The sequence below is a fragment of the Streptococcus sobrinus DSM 20742 = ATCC 33478 genome (assembly GCF_000686605.1).
In the GTDB taxonomy this organism is placed as follows: Bacteria; Bacillota; Bacilli; order Lactobacillales; family Streptococcaceae; genus Streptococcus; species Streptococcus sobrinus.
This window is the reverse complement of sequence record NZ_JMLC01000012.1, coordinates 1-16,183: the sequence shown is the minus strand read 5'-3', so window position 1 is coordinate 16,183 and position 16,183 is coordinate 1. Positions and strand designations below refer to the sequence as shown.

Below are 16,183 nucleotides of genomic sequence, written 5' to 3'. Positions count from 1 at the left end.
TTTCTGAGGGCCTATTATCCTTTATGCTAGAGTCATAAAATTAAAAGAAAGGAGCTTTACTATGGCACTTGACTCTGAAACTATGGATGATTTGTTGGCTGATTCTCTTCAGCTGGAAACTCAACTAAGACAAGAAGAGAGACAGCAGTTATTTTATTGTGGCGATCTCTCTCAACTTGTCCAACAATTTAAAGATCGATTTCTCTCGTTGACGGAATCAACTCAGTTCCAGTTGTTCCGCTATTCCAATTTACATCTAGGACAATTAGAGCGGTATTCACTCAAGCATCAGGAACAGGAGGAAGATACTTATGTCTAGTATTAAACTACTAATTGATTGGCTATTAACCTTCGCTTTTTCCAGCTGGTTAAATGGGCTTCTCAGTCTTTCTGTTATTGGGTATCTAACCTATAAGTTCTATCACTGGTATAAGCTACCACTAAGCAGATTTATCAAAACAATCAGGTATTGGTCCGGTCACCCTCAGGAGTTGAAGTCAAACCTATCTCCTAAACGGTTGAGCCAAAAGGTAAAACAAAAAGGGCCAAAAGAAGTGGCTCGTTTAATTTTCTGGCCTGTGACTTGGCTATTTTTACTTGTTCTAAACGGCTTTGTCCGTTTAACTTATCAAGTGAGACAGTTCTTCTTTCGTACCTTTTCAAAAGAAGGCCGTGAGTCTAATCGTTTTAATCGAGAAATGAAACCTTTCTTACGCTTTCGGACTTACCGCTCTGTCGTTAATATGGGACTGGTTTTTAGTCTCAGTGCCCTATTTCTGACCTGTTATGCTGTCTCAGTTATTCGAGCAATTAATCACTTTTTATATCAATCGGTTACTAGTCATTTAGATTTGGTCCAATTTAATTGGTCCAGTATTCTTTTGAGTAGGCTCTTTTATTTTGAAGCATTTAAGATTGCTCCTATCTTAGCTTTACCGTTATTCGCTATTGGTCTCTATATGGCTTGGCGCTCTGCTTGGGTCAATTTTGAGCAGTATCGAGATTATAATAATAACGAAAAAGGAAATGATCGTTTTACGACAATTAACGAGGTTAAGCGACAATACAAAGCTATCCCTAACAAAACTAAGACCTATCCTGGCCGTGGAGGCTTTCCTGTAATGCACTTAAGAAAAAACTCTTTACCTGGTCTTACTCTTGGCAGTCAAATGCTCTGGCAAAATCGCAAACTAAGCAGTTGGTTAAGCAATTGTCAACGTTTCTTAGGAAATTTCTCGACCCCATCAGGTACCTATTTTATTGACGATGGGACCGTCAATGTTTTATCAGCTGGGATGACTCGCTCAGGTAAAGGGGAAGGGTGGATTACAACGACTATTGAAATGAATAGTCGGGCTGAATTTCAGCCCTCTATGATTATTGGCGATCCCAAGGGGGAACATTATCAGTCAGAGTATGAAACCCTGCGAAAACGAGGCTATGATGTTGATGTGCTCTCGTATCTCAATATAGATTACTCAATGTCCTATCAGCCTTTGCAGCTGGCTATCAATGCTGCAAAAAAGGGTTACTATGAGAAGACTCAAAGCTATATCAATTCAGTTGCGGAATCCATTTATCGTCATACGAAACCAGGGGCAGGCAATGGTAATGCTAAATACTTTGAAGATAGCTCTATTGCTCTATTTACAGCAGTATCTATGGCCTTATTAGACCGTGCTCATGAGACAGTAAAAAATGGAGAAGAGGATGCCTGGTCTACAGTTACCATCCGCAATATTGCCAAATTCATGACTAATTTGGGTTCTGAAACGGTCTATATGGATTCAGACGGTAACTTGATTGATAATCCAACTCAAGATATGATTGTCGAACGTTGCTCAAAAATTACTGCCTATTTTGATAACCTGCAAAAGGTCAATCAAGTACAATTTTCTAAATTTAGAGAACAAGCTATTTTAGCTTTTGCCTCGTCAAATTTTGCGGTCGGAGAAACCCAAGGGAATATCTATTCTAGTGTGATGTCAGGGATTAACCTCTATCTCCAAGATAATATTGCTAAGATGACTTCAATGAATTCTGTTGACCTGGCTTCCTTTGGCTTCCCACGTCGTTTAGTCATCTACTTTAAGTCCAGTACCAATAAAGAGCTGGCCAATAGCTATGCCTACAGGAAAGCTAAGGTTACGATTAAAAGCACTAAAAATTTTGCTGGGATGACAAAAGAAACAATCCACGTTGATCACCAAGCAGCTGATGTGGACGGTTATGGTTATCTTAACTTGGTAATTGAACCAAAACTCCCAAATCGGTTTACGATTATGATTGACTTTGAAGATGAAGTCTTTGAAATTGCAGCTCAAAAGGTTTATCAGTGTCATGAGGGCACTAAACGCTATATCTTGGATGAGTACACGAAGCAACCTATTCTAAACAGGATTGACCTTTCTATCCTTTCTCAGCCTGTAGGAAGCCTTTTAGAGACTTCAGACATTGATCTGGTTTATTCAGATAAACCTAAGGCCATCTTTCTGGTGACACCACCAAATAAAACAGAATATAATGCTCTGATTTCTCTATTCCTAGATCAGCTCTTTAATGTCAATGCAGAATTGGCTGGCATGGCTCCTGGTCGGAAATGTGTCAATCAAATTATCCAAATTCTTGATGAATTTACCAATCTTCCAGCCATTCCTAATATGGACACTAAGATTTCTATCAATCTGGGACTCAATATCCTTTATTATCTTTGGGTTCAAAACTTTGAACAACTGGATGAAAAGTATGGAGAGAAGATAGCCCAGACCATCAAAGATAACTGTTCTTTACAAGTCTATATCAAATCCAAGGGTAAGACAACTGAGTATTTCAGCCGTGAGTCAGGCCACAAGACAATAACAGTTCGCAATCGCTCCAGTAATATCCTAGGTGATGAAGCTAATCCCAATGTTAATGTTCAACAGGACAAACAAGAACTACTGGACAAGAGCCAATTAGCTAAACTGCAAGAAGGGGAGGCTCTTATCCTACGTGGGGTTAAAGCTAGGGATAAAATGGGCTTTAAGGTTACCACTTACCCTATCTTTCTAACAGGAAAAACAGCTATGCCAATGCGGTATATGTTCTTGCAGGATGAGTTTGACCAAACCAAGAGCTTCTCAGACATTCCAGTTGATAGTCCTCACCGTCATCTGGATTTGCAGGATGTCGCTGTCCCTGCAGACCAGGCTTTAGATAATCTTATTAGCTGGCGAATGTTGCTGCTAAATCCAATGCGACAAGGAGAAGCCCCTAAATTAGCTCCTCGTAAACGGCCTATAGCTACACAATTTGAAACCTATGAGGAACAAGTAGCCTCTCATGTTGCTTCCGTCCTGGGCGGTGATGTAGCTCTTCCAGCTGAAGAAGAAGCCCCTAGTTTTGAAGATGATTGGGACTTAGAAGACATGAGCGATGTCCTTTAAAGTCGGTATTAAAATAAGTATTCTAATACTATTATAAATCATTATAAAAATAATGATAAAAAACAAAAAGTAGTTATTTTTATATTGATTATAATCCTCATCTTTGTTATACTTACGATAAATAAAGCGGAAATAGGAGAAATCTAATGAAAAGAGCATTTAAAGTTTTATTAGCTGTACTATCAGTTGCGGCTATATTTACCTTGGCGGCCTGTGGTCATAAGCATACAAAAGAAGGTCTTTCAACTGATTTGAAGTCCTCTTATACTGGTATTACAAAGGGAATAGGCTATACAAGCTCTGTGTTTAATGATGATAGTGGAAAAGATACTTTAAAATTTGATACTAAAAAGCATACGATAACAAATTCATCTGGTGAGAGTATCTATTTTAAAGTTATCACTGAAAAGGACTTTAGCAAGGTTGAAAATTTCACCAATATTCAAAAGGTATTTAATAAACATAAGTCAGAACTGAAAGGAAAAGATTATTTTTTAATTAAGACTGATACATTCAAAAAGGACTTGAGGAACGATGCAGACGCTGCAGAAGTATATTGTATTGTTTTGACAAATGGCGGAGAAAAGATGCACATGTTTCAACTAGAAGCAGATACTCAAGATGAGTGGTTTGATTTTAATGGTACCGCTAACTAATTTATAAATTTGGAGTCTCACAAATTGTGAGGCTCTTTTTTTCTTTTCCTTGAGCTGTCGGTAAATTTTGTAAAAATCCATTATCCCTTATTCTTTAGCTATCAAAAATAGAAAGGATAAGTCTATGTATGGATTATGCCAAATTTTCTGACTTGATGAATGATGTCAAATCTTTAAATGGCGATATTGATGGGGACAATGCTAGTAAATTGTCTCAGTTCTATCACTATTGGTCTCAGTATCTTCATCCTCAGTCGACCTTCTGGGCCTTTATTTACATTTTACCAGGAGGCATTGCCAAGGCTATGTACCAGATTACGGCGGCTTTGGAACATGTCTACAACAATCTCTTTAAGCTCTTTGGCCTTTTCGGCTACCTAGGGGATCAAAAGACCATTATTGGCCAGATTTACCATTACGGTCAACTCTTTGGTTTATCAGGATTCTTATTGGTCTTCACTTATAAGATGATTTCAACAGCTTGGGGGAAGAAGCCCAAGTATGGGGAGTACATTACCAACTTTCTGAAAGTGACTTTTATCATTTGTGTTTTACCGTTTCTAGTTACGACGGTGTCGACGGCCTTCGCTAAGGGTGCCCAAACAGCTCAAACCATGTCGAGTAATGGCAAGCAGTTTAGTTCTTTAGCTCTTCAACCAATGAAGTCAAATGTGGTTGACCTTAAGGCTTTGATTAACAACGACTGGGACACTTCCAAATTTGAGTTGGATGACCAAGGAAACCTCAAGCCTAATCAAAAATCTGGGGTGCAGCTCAACTACATTACGGACAGTACCAAGAAGCGAACCAGTTCTAACTTTGTAACCAATCTTGACTTTACCGCAAACTATGGGGCGACTGATACAGCGGTGCTTGAAGATATGGACTCTGAAAATAATGGAGCTTATAAAGGTGTGAAAGGTCTTATGCTTCATAAGTTGGATGCTAATGGTTCAGGTATAAGTACCATTGATGAGCATCGGATGATGAAGAAACTAAATGCTTTAGAGTCTGTCTACATGCGTTATCAAGTCAACTGGATAGGAATGTACCTGCAGTATGGCTTGCTGATTTTCCTGCTCCTCTTTATGTCGGTTAAGTTGGTTAAGTCTGTGGTGGATATTTTGATTCAAGGCATGCTTTTCCCAGCCTATGGCTACTTTACTGCAGCTTCGAGTTCTAAGAAGCTTAAGGAGTTTGTGATGACCATTTTTGGAGCCTTTATGGGCATTCTCTTTGAGGTCATCATCATGCGGGTTGTGCTAGAAATTTGCCGAGACTTCCCAAGTATTAGTCTGGCAGCTGTTAAGGGTCTGGACTCCAGTTTCTTCAGCGGATTGACCATGTGGGAACAAGTCATGGCTTCTGCTCTGGTTTACCTCGGAACCTTCCTCGCTGCGATACAAGGAACATCCCTTATTGAGCGTTGGCTAGGTGTTTCAACTGGTCATGCGGATGCGATGCAACAGGTCGCAGGTAGCTTGCTGATGACTGGTGCCTTGACTCAAGGAGCAACGGCAGCTGGTCATGGTGCAGCTGCGGCAACAGCAGCTGGTGCTAAAGCCGCTTGGGCTGGAACTAAAGCTGCTGGTCGAGGAGCCAAGAAAGTGGCTGGTGGTGCTAATAAGACAGCTGCAGCTCTCAAAGGTATTAATGAAGCCATGCGGGAACAAGGCGTTGGCGGTGCTCTAAAAAGCGGTGCTACAAACGGTTGGCAAAAAGTTTCCGACTCTATCCAATCAGGAATGGATTGGGGCAAAGAACAGGCTAATGGTGTCCTAGATAAAGCTTCTGACCAATTTGACAATGCTTCAGTCGGTGCTCACAATGCCTTTACAACTGATCCGATGGATAAACAACAAAGTGCTTCTGACATAAGAGATAACTTCAGCGGTGATAGCAGCGGTATTAATAATGCTCTAAATCAAGGGGCTAAGCAAAACCATCCCCCTAAGAAAGCAGGCCTTGCTTATGACCCAACCAAGGGTTATGCGAAACGCCATGCTTCTCAAGCTCGGTCTAATCTCAGTCAGGCTAAGAGTAGTCTCCAACAAGGGAGCCAACAATTGAGTAGTGGTCAAAATCATATCAAGGGTTATACCAGTGATGAGGATTAATTATGGGAGTTTTTCAAAACCAAGTTGTGGCCATAACAGGAAGTCTACGACCAGTCACGAGAGACCAAGCCATTCACTTTGTCCAGGACCAAGGGGGAACTTATCAGGGCTTTGTCTCTGATAGGACTACCCTCTTAATCGCTGGACACAAGCAGTTGGACCTCTTTAATCCTGATAACCGCTCACTTAAATATCAGGCAGCTAAGACCAGGCAAGCCTCTGGTCAAGCACTCACTATTATTGGTGAAGATGATTTCTTCAGCTTGATGAAGAGTCTCCGCTAGGGGACTCTTTTTTTAGTTTGTCCGTGAGCTGTCGGTAAATTTTTAAAAAGACCATTATCCTTTAAACTCTTTATATCTTAACCAGAAAGGAAAGAATTCATGGATGAAAATTTTGAACAATTTGGGATTGTCAAAGATATTAAGACCGTCTCCAAAATGTGGATGTTCCTGATAAGGGACTTCGTCATTGTTGCAGTAACCATTACTGTGACCTTTATGTTTGCGACTGGTTTTTTTCCACCAACAATGTTGGTTCAGATGTTGCTCTTTATTGTGTTAGTTCCTAGTCTGGCTATTTACTTATTGCTTCCCTATAACGGTGGTAAGCGAAATTATCATGCCGTCTGGCTAACCCTTACCCTTCGCCGTCATCGCTTTACAGCTTTAAATCCTATAGAAAAAAAGGAGGAAAACCCCCATGCCAATTGAAAGAAGTAGCCGAGAGGAGCGGCAAGGCTCTAGTTTGCTGACAAGACCTTGGCGAAATGCCAAAATTGATAATCAAACCTATTTTGACCTTCATTCCACTGTTGAAGGGATTGATACCAAGGCTATAATGACAACTCGTAAAGGATATATTGACCTGGTTGATAATGGGTATCTTCAGCTGATGGAGATTCCAGGAAAGGACCTAGATTCTTTGTCTGAAAAGGAAATCTTACGGGTTCTCTTGAATTATCGCTTATGGTTGACTCGTTTCACCCCTGACTGTCAGATTGAAACAACCACCTTGCCAACAAATACGGATCCTCAAATTAAGCATTTACGGCATATCCTGGCGGATGTCCGTCAAAATCTTAAAGAGGTCTCCGAAGGTAGCCAACGGTATCTTCAGCTGAAAGATCGAGAAGACGGCTTAAAGGTCAGAATTCAGGTTGAGCAGGTTATCCGAAAGAAAAACTACAACCATGAATTTATCCTATGGCTTTGGGGGAAAACGACCGAGGAATTAGATGAGGTTGTCTCTAAAGCTAAACGCTATGGTAATAGTGGCTTTATGCCTAGGGAAATTCCTAGCTGGAAAAAATTCCAGATTATTAAGCAGTACAACAATATGAACGAAAAAGTATAGGGAGGATAGAAATGCCAACAACGCTTTCACTAAAACGCCAACGGCAGCTAAAAGAAGACGGTTACGATTTAGATTTTCTCTGGCGGATTCAACCGCAAGGAGGAATTATCTTTCATGCGGATGATTATTGGAAAAGCGGTGATGGGTATCATACCTGTTTACACTTTTATGCCTACCCTTCTGAGGGCCTTGAACGTTTCTGGCTACAGGACTTGACTCAGTTGAAGGATACTCAATCTTTTGTTTCTATCTTGCATCGAGATAGTGATGAGGTTAAGAAGGAGCTTGAAAGGTCCATTGAAGAAAAGATGACTCGGATTTCGGAACAAGCTAAGACAACTACAAACATGAAGGAAATTGATGAAGTAGCTGACCTTCGGCAGATGTTCCGAGAAATTGATAAGCAAAACATTGGGGTCTTGGCCTTCTATGTTCGGGTCTATGTCTCTGCCTGGACTGAAGATGAGCTTTTCACAAAGGTTGAGGAAATAAAAGATAAAACGTCTGCTTATAAATGCACGATTTTGTTAGGCGAACAAGAATTGGAATACCATGCACCTTTTGTGCCGACTTCTAAACAAATCCTCTTGCCTAATGGACGTAAGCCCCAAACTGTCCGTGCTCATGATTTAGCTGGTGGTTACTTCTTTAATCACACAAAGCTAGAAGATGAACGTGGCTCCTTATATGGCTTGACCAAAACTGAAGGAGTGGTCAATTTCAATTTTTTGACACGTGATGATAAGCGAACTCGCTCCTTTATGATTATTTCGGGTAATCCTAGAATGGGGCAAACAACCTTCCTACTACGCCATACTGATGACCTTTATCATCGTGGTCATTTCATCAGAAATATTGATGCCTCAGGTGCTTTTAATGATTTAACCCGTAAGCAACACGGAAAAATCCTTGACCTTTCTGGTGGTGAAAATCGGATTAATATCTTCCAGATCTTTCCTCAGGCAACCATGGAAAATGGGATTGATGTTGATGAGAAGGAGTCTTACAACCTTCATATCAGTAAACTTAAGAACATTCTTAAGTTGATGAATGCGGATGTCACCAATGATGATTTAACAACCTTTCAGGAAATTCTCAATGATTTTTATATTGAAGAAGACCTTTGGTTTGGTAATCCTGAGCTTCATGAGAATGAGCTTAGGGCTACGAAATTAGCTAGGGAAGAATATCCAGTTCTATCTGATTTCATCATGTTTCTGGAAGATTATGAACAAGAACTACTGTCTAAGTCTAATGTTGATAAGCTTGAGGTAGCGGCGACTAGGAGGATTAAGAAGACCTTCCGAGGGATGTTAAGTAGTCATGCTGCTATCTTTGAGGGGACAACTGAGTTTGAAGATATTTCACAAGAACAAGTTGTTACCTTCGATTTTTCAAAATTGAAAGGTAATGATAATCTCTTTAACGCTCAAGTCTTCAATGTCCTTTCTATTATCTCAGCAGATGTGGTTAATAATGGGAAACGATGCAAGCAAGCCATGCGTGAAAATCCTCAGCTAGCAGAAGAAGATATGCCTCACTATATTGTTAATATTAGTGAAGCCCAAATATTGCTTGATCCCCGGTTTGAATTGAGTGTAGAGACCTTGGCAAGTGTTATTGGTTCCATGGGGAATAACTTTGCTGGCGTTGTTCTCTCCGTCAATTCTCTCCAGGGTATTATCTTTGGTTCAGGTGATGGGATTGACCGAGACCCCTATGTTATTGCCGTAAGACGGATATTTGGAATGATGCAGTACAGGGTACTGGCTCAAACCGATGAAACTTCTGTTCCCCTGTTGGCCAATGCCTTAGCTGGCTCTATGACTGAATCGGAATTGGAGTCTTTACCTAGCCTAGAAAAAGGCGAGCTCTTCTTAAATATAGCTGGTGTCGGAAATATTGTGTTTACACAAAGCTATTTGGATTACGACCAGTATCGTTATGGTCAAATGTACTAAGAAAGGATAAAGGATGTTTAGACGGAAAAATGACCCTTACTATGGTATGGGTCCCATTGAAAAACGAAAAGCTAAGTTTCATGATTACGTTACCATTCGTAAAGAAATGGGCAGACGACAAAAGGAATACTTTTCCTCTGAAGGGGAGTCCGATCCTGAACGCCTCAGAGCTCAAGAAGAACGAGACCAAGAGTTTATCCGCTCGCTTAAAATAGCGGGGATTTGGATTGGTATTCCATTTTTATTGCTCTATTTATTATTTATGACTATGGCAGGCCTTTGGTAAGGAGGTGGAGCCATGTATGAAACCATGCGAAAGCTAAGAAAGTGGCTCTTTATTAGTACCTTTATTGGTAGCCTCTTTGTGGCTATAGTTCTTGTGGTCTCTATCCTTGGGGCGGTGTCAGGAGCTGTGGGTGGCTCAGGAGCCAACTGTAATACAGATGATACCAGCTCCAGCGTTTTTTCAGCTGATGATTCGCTTTCATCCGCTAATGCTTCTGTGGATGATTTCGTCAAGAAACATAAAGAAGCCTACATGGATAGCTGGAAAGAGGCTGGGGTACTCCCGACTTTTTCTATCACTCAAAGTATGCAGGAGACTAGCTTTAGTTCAGCAGTTCCTTCCTTTGCTCAGGCCCATAATATGGGGGGTGTCAAATGGACCTCTAAGGCAGATTATCCTATCACGATTAAAAAGTATGGAGATGATGCTGTAGCTGGTAGTGGACCAGGGACAACTGTTGGGGATGGTCCTGGGGTATATACCTATTACAAAAGCTTTGATGCTGGGATCTTAGGAAAAGCAGAGTTTCTTTATAACAACTCTAACTACGCTAAAGCTATTAATAATACAGATGGCCATTCTGTTATTAAGGCAGTTGTCGAGGGGCATTATGCCCAAGCACCTGATTATCAAAGTAAATTAGATAGTCTTTACGATTCCTTAGGGAAAAAGTATGAATGGCTGGACAAGGAAGCCATCAAGAAATACGGAGAGAAGCCTGTCAAAAATCCAGGATCTAAAAGCGATAGTGGAAGTTCTTCTTCTGATAGTTCAGATGATGGTAGTAGTGATTCTGATAGCAGCGTTGATTTTAGCGGAGCTGAACAATGGTATAAGGATAAGATTGGCAAGGTTACCTATTCTATGTCCGCTAGGACAGGCCCAAACTCCTATGATTGTTCTTCATCACTCTACTATGCACTAACGGCTAATGGGGCTTCTAAGACCAGCGGTAATGCTCCAGTTTCAACCGAGACCGAGCACGATTGGCTGATTAGTAATGGCTACGAGAAGGTCTATGAAGGCAAGTGGTCCTCAAATGATGACACCAAGGATCGTCAAGAAGGAGATGTCTTTATTTGGGGGACTAAAGGTGGTAGCGGTGGAGGAGATGGCCACACGGGTCTCTTCCTCGACGATAAAGAGATGATCCATTGTTCTGCTTCTAATAATGGTATCCAAAAGAATAACTACAAGGACTATAAGTCAAAAGTGACCTCTGATCACGGAACGGTTTATATCTATCGACTGAAGAACGCTGGTAGCTCAGGCCTTGCTAATTGTAGTACAGATGATGATGACAGTAGCTCTTCCTCAGACGGCAGTGGTTCCTCTTCAGATAAAGGAGGTAAAGTACCAACAGATGCCAAGGAATGGGGCTATAAACCTTCTGATGCTCCAAGTAGCTTGAAACCTTATATTCATGACCCTGAAGCTTTGGGTCTGAAATATGGTGGCCCTGATAACTGGCAAGAACATAGGGGGCAATGTGTTGACTTGAGTCAAAGTCTCGGTAATTTGATTTGGGGACATCAAGGTGTTGTTTCTTCGGGTTCAGGGGCCAATCAGGCTAAAACTTGGGCTAGCACTATTTTTAAAAATCAGGTTAAGAAGACCCCTAAGGCTGGAGCTATCTTCTCAACTCCAACGGGAGGAGCTGGAGCTGGTCATACAGGGATTGTCTCTCATGTCTTTGATGACGGTTCTATTCTCATCATTGAACAAAATAGCCCTCTCTCAGGCAGCCAATATGGCCAAGTTGATACCTGGAATTATCGGATTATTAGTAAATCGGACTTAGACAATGGCCAATATGAGTTTGCTTATCCTGATAAGCAAGAACCAAAATGGTCTAAGCAGTAAAGGACAGAAAAAATATGGAAGGAAAACAAAAGAAAATGCTGACCCCTATCATTATTGGAGCCCTTTGTATCATTGTTGGAGCTTTAATCATTATTGTGGCCGTTCGCCAGAAACCGTCTGATAAGCCTCACCAAGCACGGACAAGTCAGACAAGTTCGTCAGATGAATCAATGAAGGGACTGACCAAGAATGAGCGAAACCATCTAAAGCTTAAGAATAAGCTGGAACATCCCTACCAAAAGGTTTCTGAGGATAAAGCCCAGAAATGTCAGGTGGCAATTAAGGATGCGGTTGACTATATTTCAACAGCTCAAAATCTCTCAAAGGTTGAAGCCTCTTATGATCACCATCTTAGCTTTACCCATGGGGGTCAGCTTTCTCAGCTAGCCATGGTTATAAAAGTTAATGGTTATCAGTTATCTTCTGTCGAAGTATCAAAATCAGATAACAAGGATGTTGTTCAGTTTATCTGTACGTTTACAAAATCGGGGGAAGATAACTTTTATTACGCTGGTAATTTCAATCTTGATGTTGACCAGCTTCAATTCTCTCAACATTTGGGAGGAAGTCATTTAGGTGGGACCTATGGCTAATTCACTAAGGTAGTTACTTGGTAACTACCTTTTTATCGTTATTAAAAACAATATAAAAAACATTATATAAATATGTATTTTAATATTGATAAAAATAAAAAGGTGTGGTAAAATAAGACTATAAAATCAAAGGAGGCAACTTATGCCAGTTTTACGTCATCCATGGCCAAAGACTATGAGTGAAATCGCCCTAAAAGGCGGTGATGGAAAAACAACCATTACCCTACTTTGTGCTACTCGCCTAGCCGCTTTTAAATTGAAGGTTCTCTTGGTAGATTTGGATAGCCAATGTAACCTCTCTCATTATTTTGATGTCTATCAGAATACTGGTACTGTAGCTAATATTTTTACAGGAGTTGGCTCGGTTGAGATTGTTCCTGTCTCTACTAATATCGACCTTATCCCTGGGTCTATGCGACTGGATGAAGTCGAAGCTAGTCTAGCGACTAAGTCTAATCAGAATACTATTTTTTACGACTGGCTGAGTGAACATTGTGAAGAATTGAATCTGGCACAATATGATGTCATTCTTATTGACACTCACCCCGACTTTGGCATTATCACAAAGAATGCCATTGCCGTTAGTGATGTCACTTTGACTCCTGTTGCTCCAGGAAAGGACTTCTCAGCTGAAGGGAAAGCTAACTTAGAGCTCCGACTTGAAGCCTACCGCAAGGAAGAAATCATGCGACCAAGTAGAGAGTCTTTGATTCAAGCAGAGTCCTACTTTATTCTTAATAAGATTTCTAAGTCTAAGAAGAAGTCAAAAGAACTTCTAGCGGAATTGAAAGATGACCCTAGTGTTCTTGGTCAGATCCCTGAAAAGGAACTGTTTAACCAGGATACAAGAGATTGGACTATTGTGGATATGATGGACGATCCTAAGATGTTTAGCGAGCATCGAGCTTTCTTTGTTCAGCTGAAGAAGACCTTGAGATCTATCTTTAAGGTTTTAAAACTTGATTTAGAGTAGGGATTAAAATATCTATTTTAATATTGATTAAAAACAATAGATTTGCTACAATATGGCTATCAAGTATTTTGGAGGTTGACAGTGGTCAGTAGAAAAGAAAAATTACAGGCGGCCTTAAATGAACAACTTTCGCCAGCTAAGCGAAAGGTTGGTCGTCCAAAAGGAAGAAGTACCAAGCCTTATTCGTTCACGTTAAAGCCAGCTAATCGGGATAAGTTAGACAAGATGGCAGCTAAAGCTGGATATACTGCTGCGGCTACCTATCTGGATCATTGGATTGAAAATTATGACCTAGATAATGACTAAAGAGACTAAGTTTTAATCCTAATAAAAATAGTGATTAAAATAATTATCAGAATGTAGGAGGTTCCCCATGTTTTATATCTTAAGAGGAATTTATTGGCTATCATTTATTTTCTTCATTCTATTTGGCTGGAATTGGGGAATAGCTGCCTTTGGAATTGACCAGATGATGTGCCTGGTTTTAGCCTTGCTGTTGTTGAGATTTTGGCCGAGTGGGGGCTTTATCTTCACGGTCTGCTGGTTGAGCTATCTGTTCTTTACAAGGTTTCAAACTGCAGTAACAGCTCTTAATTGGGTCTTGGTAGGGATTTTGGCCTTGGAAGGTTTCTTCCTCTGGAGAGAGGAGTACAGCTTTAAAAAGACTAAGGCTCTTCTTAGAAAAATTCGTCAAGGATTTTTAAAAAGTATTACGAATAAATAGATATGAGGTTCTGAGATACTCAGGCCTTTTTTCTTGGGCAAAATAGTTGCGTGTCCGTTCTTCCTCTTGGTACAATACCCAACAAAAATAGTAAAGGGGTTTAGTATGATTGATGAAAGTTCACTCAAGGCCAGCTATGCAGAGACGACAAAAGAGGACTTTAGAGCCTGGTTGGCTAAGTATGATGACCAGGTCGCTTCTAGTATGCGAGCTAGAGGCTATAGCTGTGTTCACTCAATGGAGCGGACGGTCATCTTTACCTTTGGTGAGATTAGTTTCAGTCGTAAACGCTGGAAAAGAGGGAAGGAGTGGGCTGTTCCAGTTGATGACATGCTAGGTTTGACTAAAAACTCTAGGTACTCTTATGAATTTCTCTATCAGATCGCCAAGCTCTCTACCATGATGCCCTATGATAAAGTGGTCCAGGTCATTGATTTACTTTACCAGGTGACGATTACGAAACCGACAGTTGTTAAGGCTACTAAGTTAGCAGAAAAGTTGCTGGATGAAAAGAAGGATTATCGCTTTTTCAATGAAAACAACCAGCCTCAAAAGAAGCCGGTTGATGTTATTTACATTGAAGGTGATGGAGCCATGATTAAAACCAAGTCAGGGGACCCTGAGAAACGAAATACAGATTTGACTCACTTTGTCGTCCATACAGGCAGTCAGCAGATAGAGCCTAAACGTTTCCAGCTGATGGATAAGAAAGAGTTTGTTTCTCCTAGCCATAGATTAGCGAGAAGGGAACTGCTGGATTATCTCTATAATACCTATGAGATTAAGGACACGACCTTGCTCATTACCAACTCGGATTGTGGTGTTGGCTATACCCCTCAAGTCTTTGATGAAATTTCCAGGGCTCTTGGCATCATTCATCATGAACATTTTTGGGATGCCTATCACGTGCATAAAGAGTTACGGGCCTTCTTTAGGAATTATCCTGAAGACTTGCAAGAGCAGGCTTTTACTGCTGTAAAGAGTCATAACAGACATAAACTGAAAGTTGTCTTAGACACCGTTGAGTCTATGATTACAGATGAAAAGGAGCAGGAGGACTTTGAGAATTTCAAGTCCCGCTTTCTCAGTCGGTTTAGATATACCAAACCAGCTAAGTTAAGAGGGTTAGAACCAGCAGGTATTGGGATTATGGAAAGCCAGCATCGAAAGATTACTTATCGCATGAAAAAGCGGGGAATGTACTGGACTCAAAGAGGATTAAAAACTATGAGCCAGTTAATAGTTCTGACTTATGAGAATAGCCTTGAAGAGCTATTCTTTGGTGACTGGAGGACAGACTACAAGCAACTAATTGCTAAAGAGCTTGAAACACCAGGGGACATCATTGCCCGTCAACGTCGGCTTAGTAAGCAGTATCAGCCCCTTGATGGTAGAAGAAAAAGTCACCTGCCTGGTTTAAAAACTAACCTTGCAAAACGGTAGAAATAAGTTTATAATCTGCTGTAAAAGTTTTATAAAAAGTGCTTAAAAAAACTTGCTATAGTGCGGATGGTATGCTATAATATACCTATATTAAATGAATAAAAAGAGCGATGGCTGGAACCACCGCTCACCGAGCAAGATCACTTCAACTCCTGCCTTGCTCAGTCTAATATATTTTAAAGGATAACCTTTTGAATGTCAAGACTGGGCGAAGTAAAATTTGTTCAGTTTTTTATGTCTCGGTTAAAAAGAGCCTCTTTTCAGGGTTATCAGATGCTTTCTAAAAAATTTTTCCACATACGTTTTTTGTAATTCTATTGACAGTCGAATTAGTAGATGTTAAACTTAAAAAGCTGAAAAATTAAAGCAAAAGAAAATAGTTTACGAATTTTTTTCAAAATTGTTGACAAGTGTTTAAAAAGATAGTAAACTATAAAAGTTGCTTTTAAGAAAAGCACAAAGACCTTTGAGAACTGAATAGCGAAGCAACCAAGACGTGCGGGTTAAGGAATTAACCTGTCAAAAAAGCAATAAATCTGTCAGAGACGGATTGAGTAAAGATTAAATGAGAGTTTGATCCTGGCTCAGGACGAACGCTGGCGGCGTGCCTAATACATGCAAGTGGAACGCATTGGTAACACCGGACTTGCTCCAGTGTTACTAATGAGTCGCGAACGGGTGAGTAACGCGTAGGTAACCTGCCTGATAGCGGGGGATAACTATTGGAAACGATAGCTAATACCGCATAAGAGGAGTTAACTCATGTTAACTGTTTAAAAGAAGCCA

Annotated in this window: 15 protein-coding genes and 1 rRNA gene; all 16 read left to right on the top strand. The window is 40.5% G+C overall.

The features are described from left to right. Nucleotides 1-61 precede the first annotated feature (61 nt). Nucleotides 62-319, top strand: a complete 258-nt coding sequence (locus BS63_RS0105395; protein WP_002960229.1) for a hypothetical protein — start codon at nucleotides 62-64, stop codon at nucleotides 317-319. Further along, nucleotides 312-3,425: a VirD4-like conjugal transfer protein, CD1115 family gene (locus BS63_RS0105390; RefSeq protein WP_002960228.1), complete on the top strand. Its 3,114-nt coding sequence runs from the start codon at nucleotides 312-314 to the stop codon at nucleotides 3,423-3,425. Before BS63_RS0105395 ends, BS63_RS0105390 begins: the two co-directional genes overlap by 8 nt. A 146-nt stretch (nucleotides 3,426-3,571) precedes the next feature. Continuing rightward, entirely contained in the window at nucleotides 3,572-4,081 is a 510-nt protein-coding gene (locus tag BS63_RS0105385) for a hypothetical protein (RefSeq protein ID WP_019776010.1), read from the top strand. A gap of 128 nt (nucleotides 4,082-4,209) precedes the next feature. Continuing rightward, the gene (locus BS63_RS0105380) at nucleotides 4,210-6,198 is read left to right on the top strand and encodes a pLS20_p028 family conjugation system transmembrane protein (protein ID WP_028798472.1); all 1,989 of its coding nucleotides are present in this window, start codon (nucleotides 4,210-4,212) and stop codon (nucleotides 6,196-6,198) included. 2 nt (nucleotides 6,199-6,200) lie between these two features. Further along, nucleotides 6,201-6,482, top strand: coding sequence for a BRCT domain-containing protein (locus tag BS63_RS0105375; RefSeq protein WP_002960222.1), 282 nt, complete (start codon nucleotides 6,201-6,203; stop codon nucleotides 6,480-6,482). 99 nt (nucleotides 6,483-6,581) lie between these two features. After that, nucleotides 6,582-6,911 (top strand): hypothetical protein, encoded by a 330-nt coding sequence (locus tag BS63_RS0105370; RefSeq protein ID WP_002960220.1) that lies wholly within the window; start codon nucleotides 6,582-6,584, stop codon nucleotides 6,909-6,911. Further along, complete coding sequence (locus BS63_RS0105365; RefSeq protein ID WP_002960218.1) at nucleotides 6,901-7,554, top strand: hypothetical protein; 654 nt, start codon at nucleotides 6,901-6,903, stop codon at nucleotides 7,552-7,554. Before BS63_RS0105370 ends, BS63_RS0105365 begins: the two co-directional genes overlap by 11 nt. An 11-nt stretch (nucleotides 7,555-7,565) precedes the next feature. Further along, nucleotides 7,566-9,515, top strand: a complete 1,950-nt coding sequence (locus BS63_RS0105360) for a virulence factor (protein ID WP_028798471.1) — start codon at nucleotides 7,566-7,568, stop codon at nucleotides 9,513-9,515. A gap of 13 nt (nucleotides 9,516-9,528) precedes the next feature. Beyond that, on the top strand, nucleotides 9,529-9,801 hold the full coding sequence (locus BS63_RS0105355; RefSeq protein WP_002960216.1) for a hypothetical protein: 273 nt from the start codon (nucleotides 9,529-9,531) through the stop codon (nucleotides 9,799-9,801). Between the two features lie 12 nt (nucleotides 9,802-9,813). Next, entirely contained in the window at nucleotides 9,814-11,664 is a 1,851-nt protein-coding gene (locus tag BS63_RS0105350) for a peptidoglycan amidohydrolase family protein (RefSeq protein WP_002960213.1), read from the top strand. A 14-nt stretch (nucleotides 11,665-11,678) separates the two neighbouring features. After that, nucleotides 11,679-12,257: a hypothetical protein gene (locus BS63_RS0105345; protein WP_002960211.1), complete on the top strand. Its 579-nt coding sequence runs from the start codon at nucleotides 11,679-11,681 to the stop codon at nucleotides 12,255-12,257. A gap of 142 nt (nucleotides 12,258-12,399) precedes the next feature. After that, complete coding sequence (locus BS63_RS0105340) at nucleotides 12,400-13,230, top strand: ParA family protein (protein ID WP_002960209.1); 831 nt, start codon at nucleotides 12,400-12,402, stop codon at nucleotides 13,228-13,230. A gap of 81 nt (nucleotides 13,231-13,311) precedes the next feature. Beyond that, a complete protein-coding gene (locus BS63_RS0105335) occupies nucleotides 13,312-13,536 on the top strand; it encodes a hypothetical protein (protein WP_002960207.1) in 225 nt (74 codons plus the stop codon). Between the two features lie 67 nt (nucleotides 13,537-13,603). Then, nucleotides 13,604-13,954 (top strand): hypothetical protein, encoded by a 351-nt coding sequence (locus tag BS63_RS0105330; RefSeq protein WP_002960206.1) that lies wholly within the window; start codon nucleotides 13,604-13,606, stop codon nucleotides 13,952-13,954. A gap of 105 nt (nucleotides 13,955-14,059) precedes the next feature. Then, complete coding sequence (locus BS63_RS0105325) at nucleotides 14,060-15,397, top strand: ISLre2 family transposase (protein WP_002960204.1); 1,338 nt, start codon at nucleotides 14,060-14,062, stop codon at nucleotides 15,395-15,397. Between the two features lie 561 nt (nucleotides 15,398-15,958). Next, a 16S ribosomal RNA gene (locus tag BS63_RS0105320) occupies nucleotides 15,959-16,183 on the top strand; the annotation flags it as partial.

What these genes read in the sequence shown, in the direction of transcription:
- BS63_RS0105330 (WP_002960206.1), top strand. Translation starts at nt 13,604, where the DNA reads ATGTTTTATATCTTAAGAGGAATTTATTGGCTATCATTTATTTTCTTC.
- BS63_RS0105355 (WP_002960216.1), top strand. Translation starts at nt 9,529, where the DNA reads ATGTTTAGACGGAAAAATGACCCTTACTATGGTATGGGTCCCATTGAA.
- BS63_RS0105390 (WP_002960228.1), top strand. Translation starts at nt 312, where the DNA reads ATGTCTAGTATTAAACTACTAATTGATTGGCTATTAACCTTCGCTTTT.
- BS63_RS0105360 (WP_028798471.1), top strand. Translation starts at nt 7,566, where the DNA reads ATGCCAACAACGCTTTCACTAAAACGCCAACGGCAGCTAAAAGAAGAC.
- BS63_RS0105380 (WP_028798472.1), top strand. Translation starts at nt 4,210, where the DNA reads ATGGATTATGCCAAATTTTCTGACTTGATGAATGATGTCAAATCTTTA.
- BS63_RS0105370 (WP_002960220.1), top strand. Translation starts at nt 6,582, where the DNA reads ATGGATGAAAATTTTGAACAATTTGGGATTGTCAAAGATATTAAGACC.
- BS63_RS0105325 (WP_002960204.1), top strand. Translation starts at nt 14,060, where the DNA reads ATGATTGATGAAAGTTCACTCAAGGCCAGCTATGCAGAGACGACAAAA.
- BS63_RS0105385 (WP_019776010.1), top strand. Translation starts at nt 3,572, where the DNA reads ATGAAAAGAGCATTTAAAGTTTTATTAGCTGTACTATCAGTTGCGGCT.
- BS63_RS0105365 (WP_002960218.1), top strand. Translation starts at nt 6,901, where the DNA reads ATGCCAATTGAAAGAAGTAGCCGAGAGGAGCGGCAAGGCTCTAGTTTG.
- BS63_RS0105375 (WP_002960222.1), top strand. Translation starts at nt 6,201, where the DNA reads ATGGGAGTTTTTCAAAACCAAGTTGTGGCCATAACAGGAAGTCTACGA.
- BS63_RS0105395 (WP_002960229.1), top strand. Translation starts at nt 62, where the DNA reads ATGGCACTTGACTCTGAAACTATGGATGATTTGTTGGCTGATTCTCTT.
- BS63_RS0105340 (WP_002960209.1), top strand. Translation starts at nt 12,400, where the DNA reads ATGCCAGTTTTACGTCATCCATGGCCAAAGACTATGAGTGAAATCGCC.
- BS63_RS0105345 (WP_002960211.1), top strand. Translation starts at nt 11,679, where the DNA reads ATGGAAGGAAAACAAAAGAAAATGCTGACCCCTATCATTATTGGAGCC.
- BS63_RS0105350 (WP_002960213.1), top strand. Translation starts at nt 9,814, where the DNA reads ATGTATGAAACCATGCGAAAGCTAAGAAAGTGGCTCTTTATTAGTACC.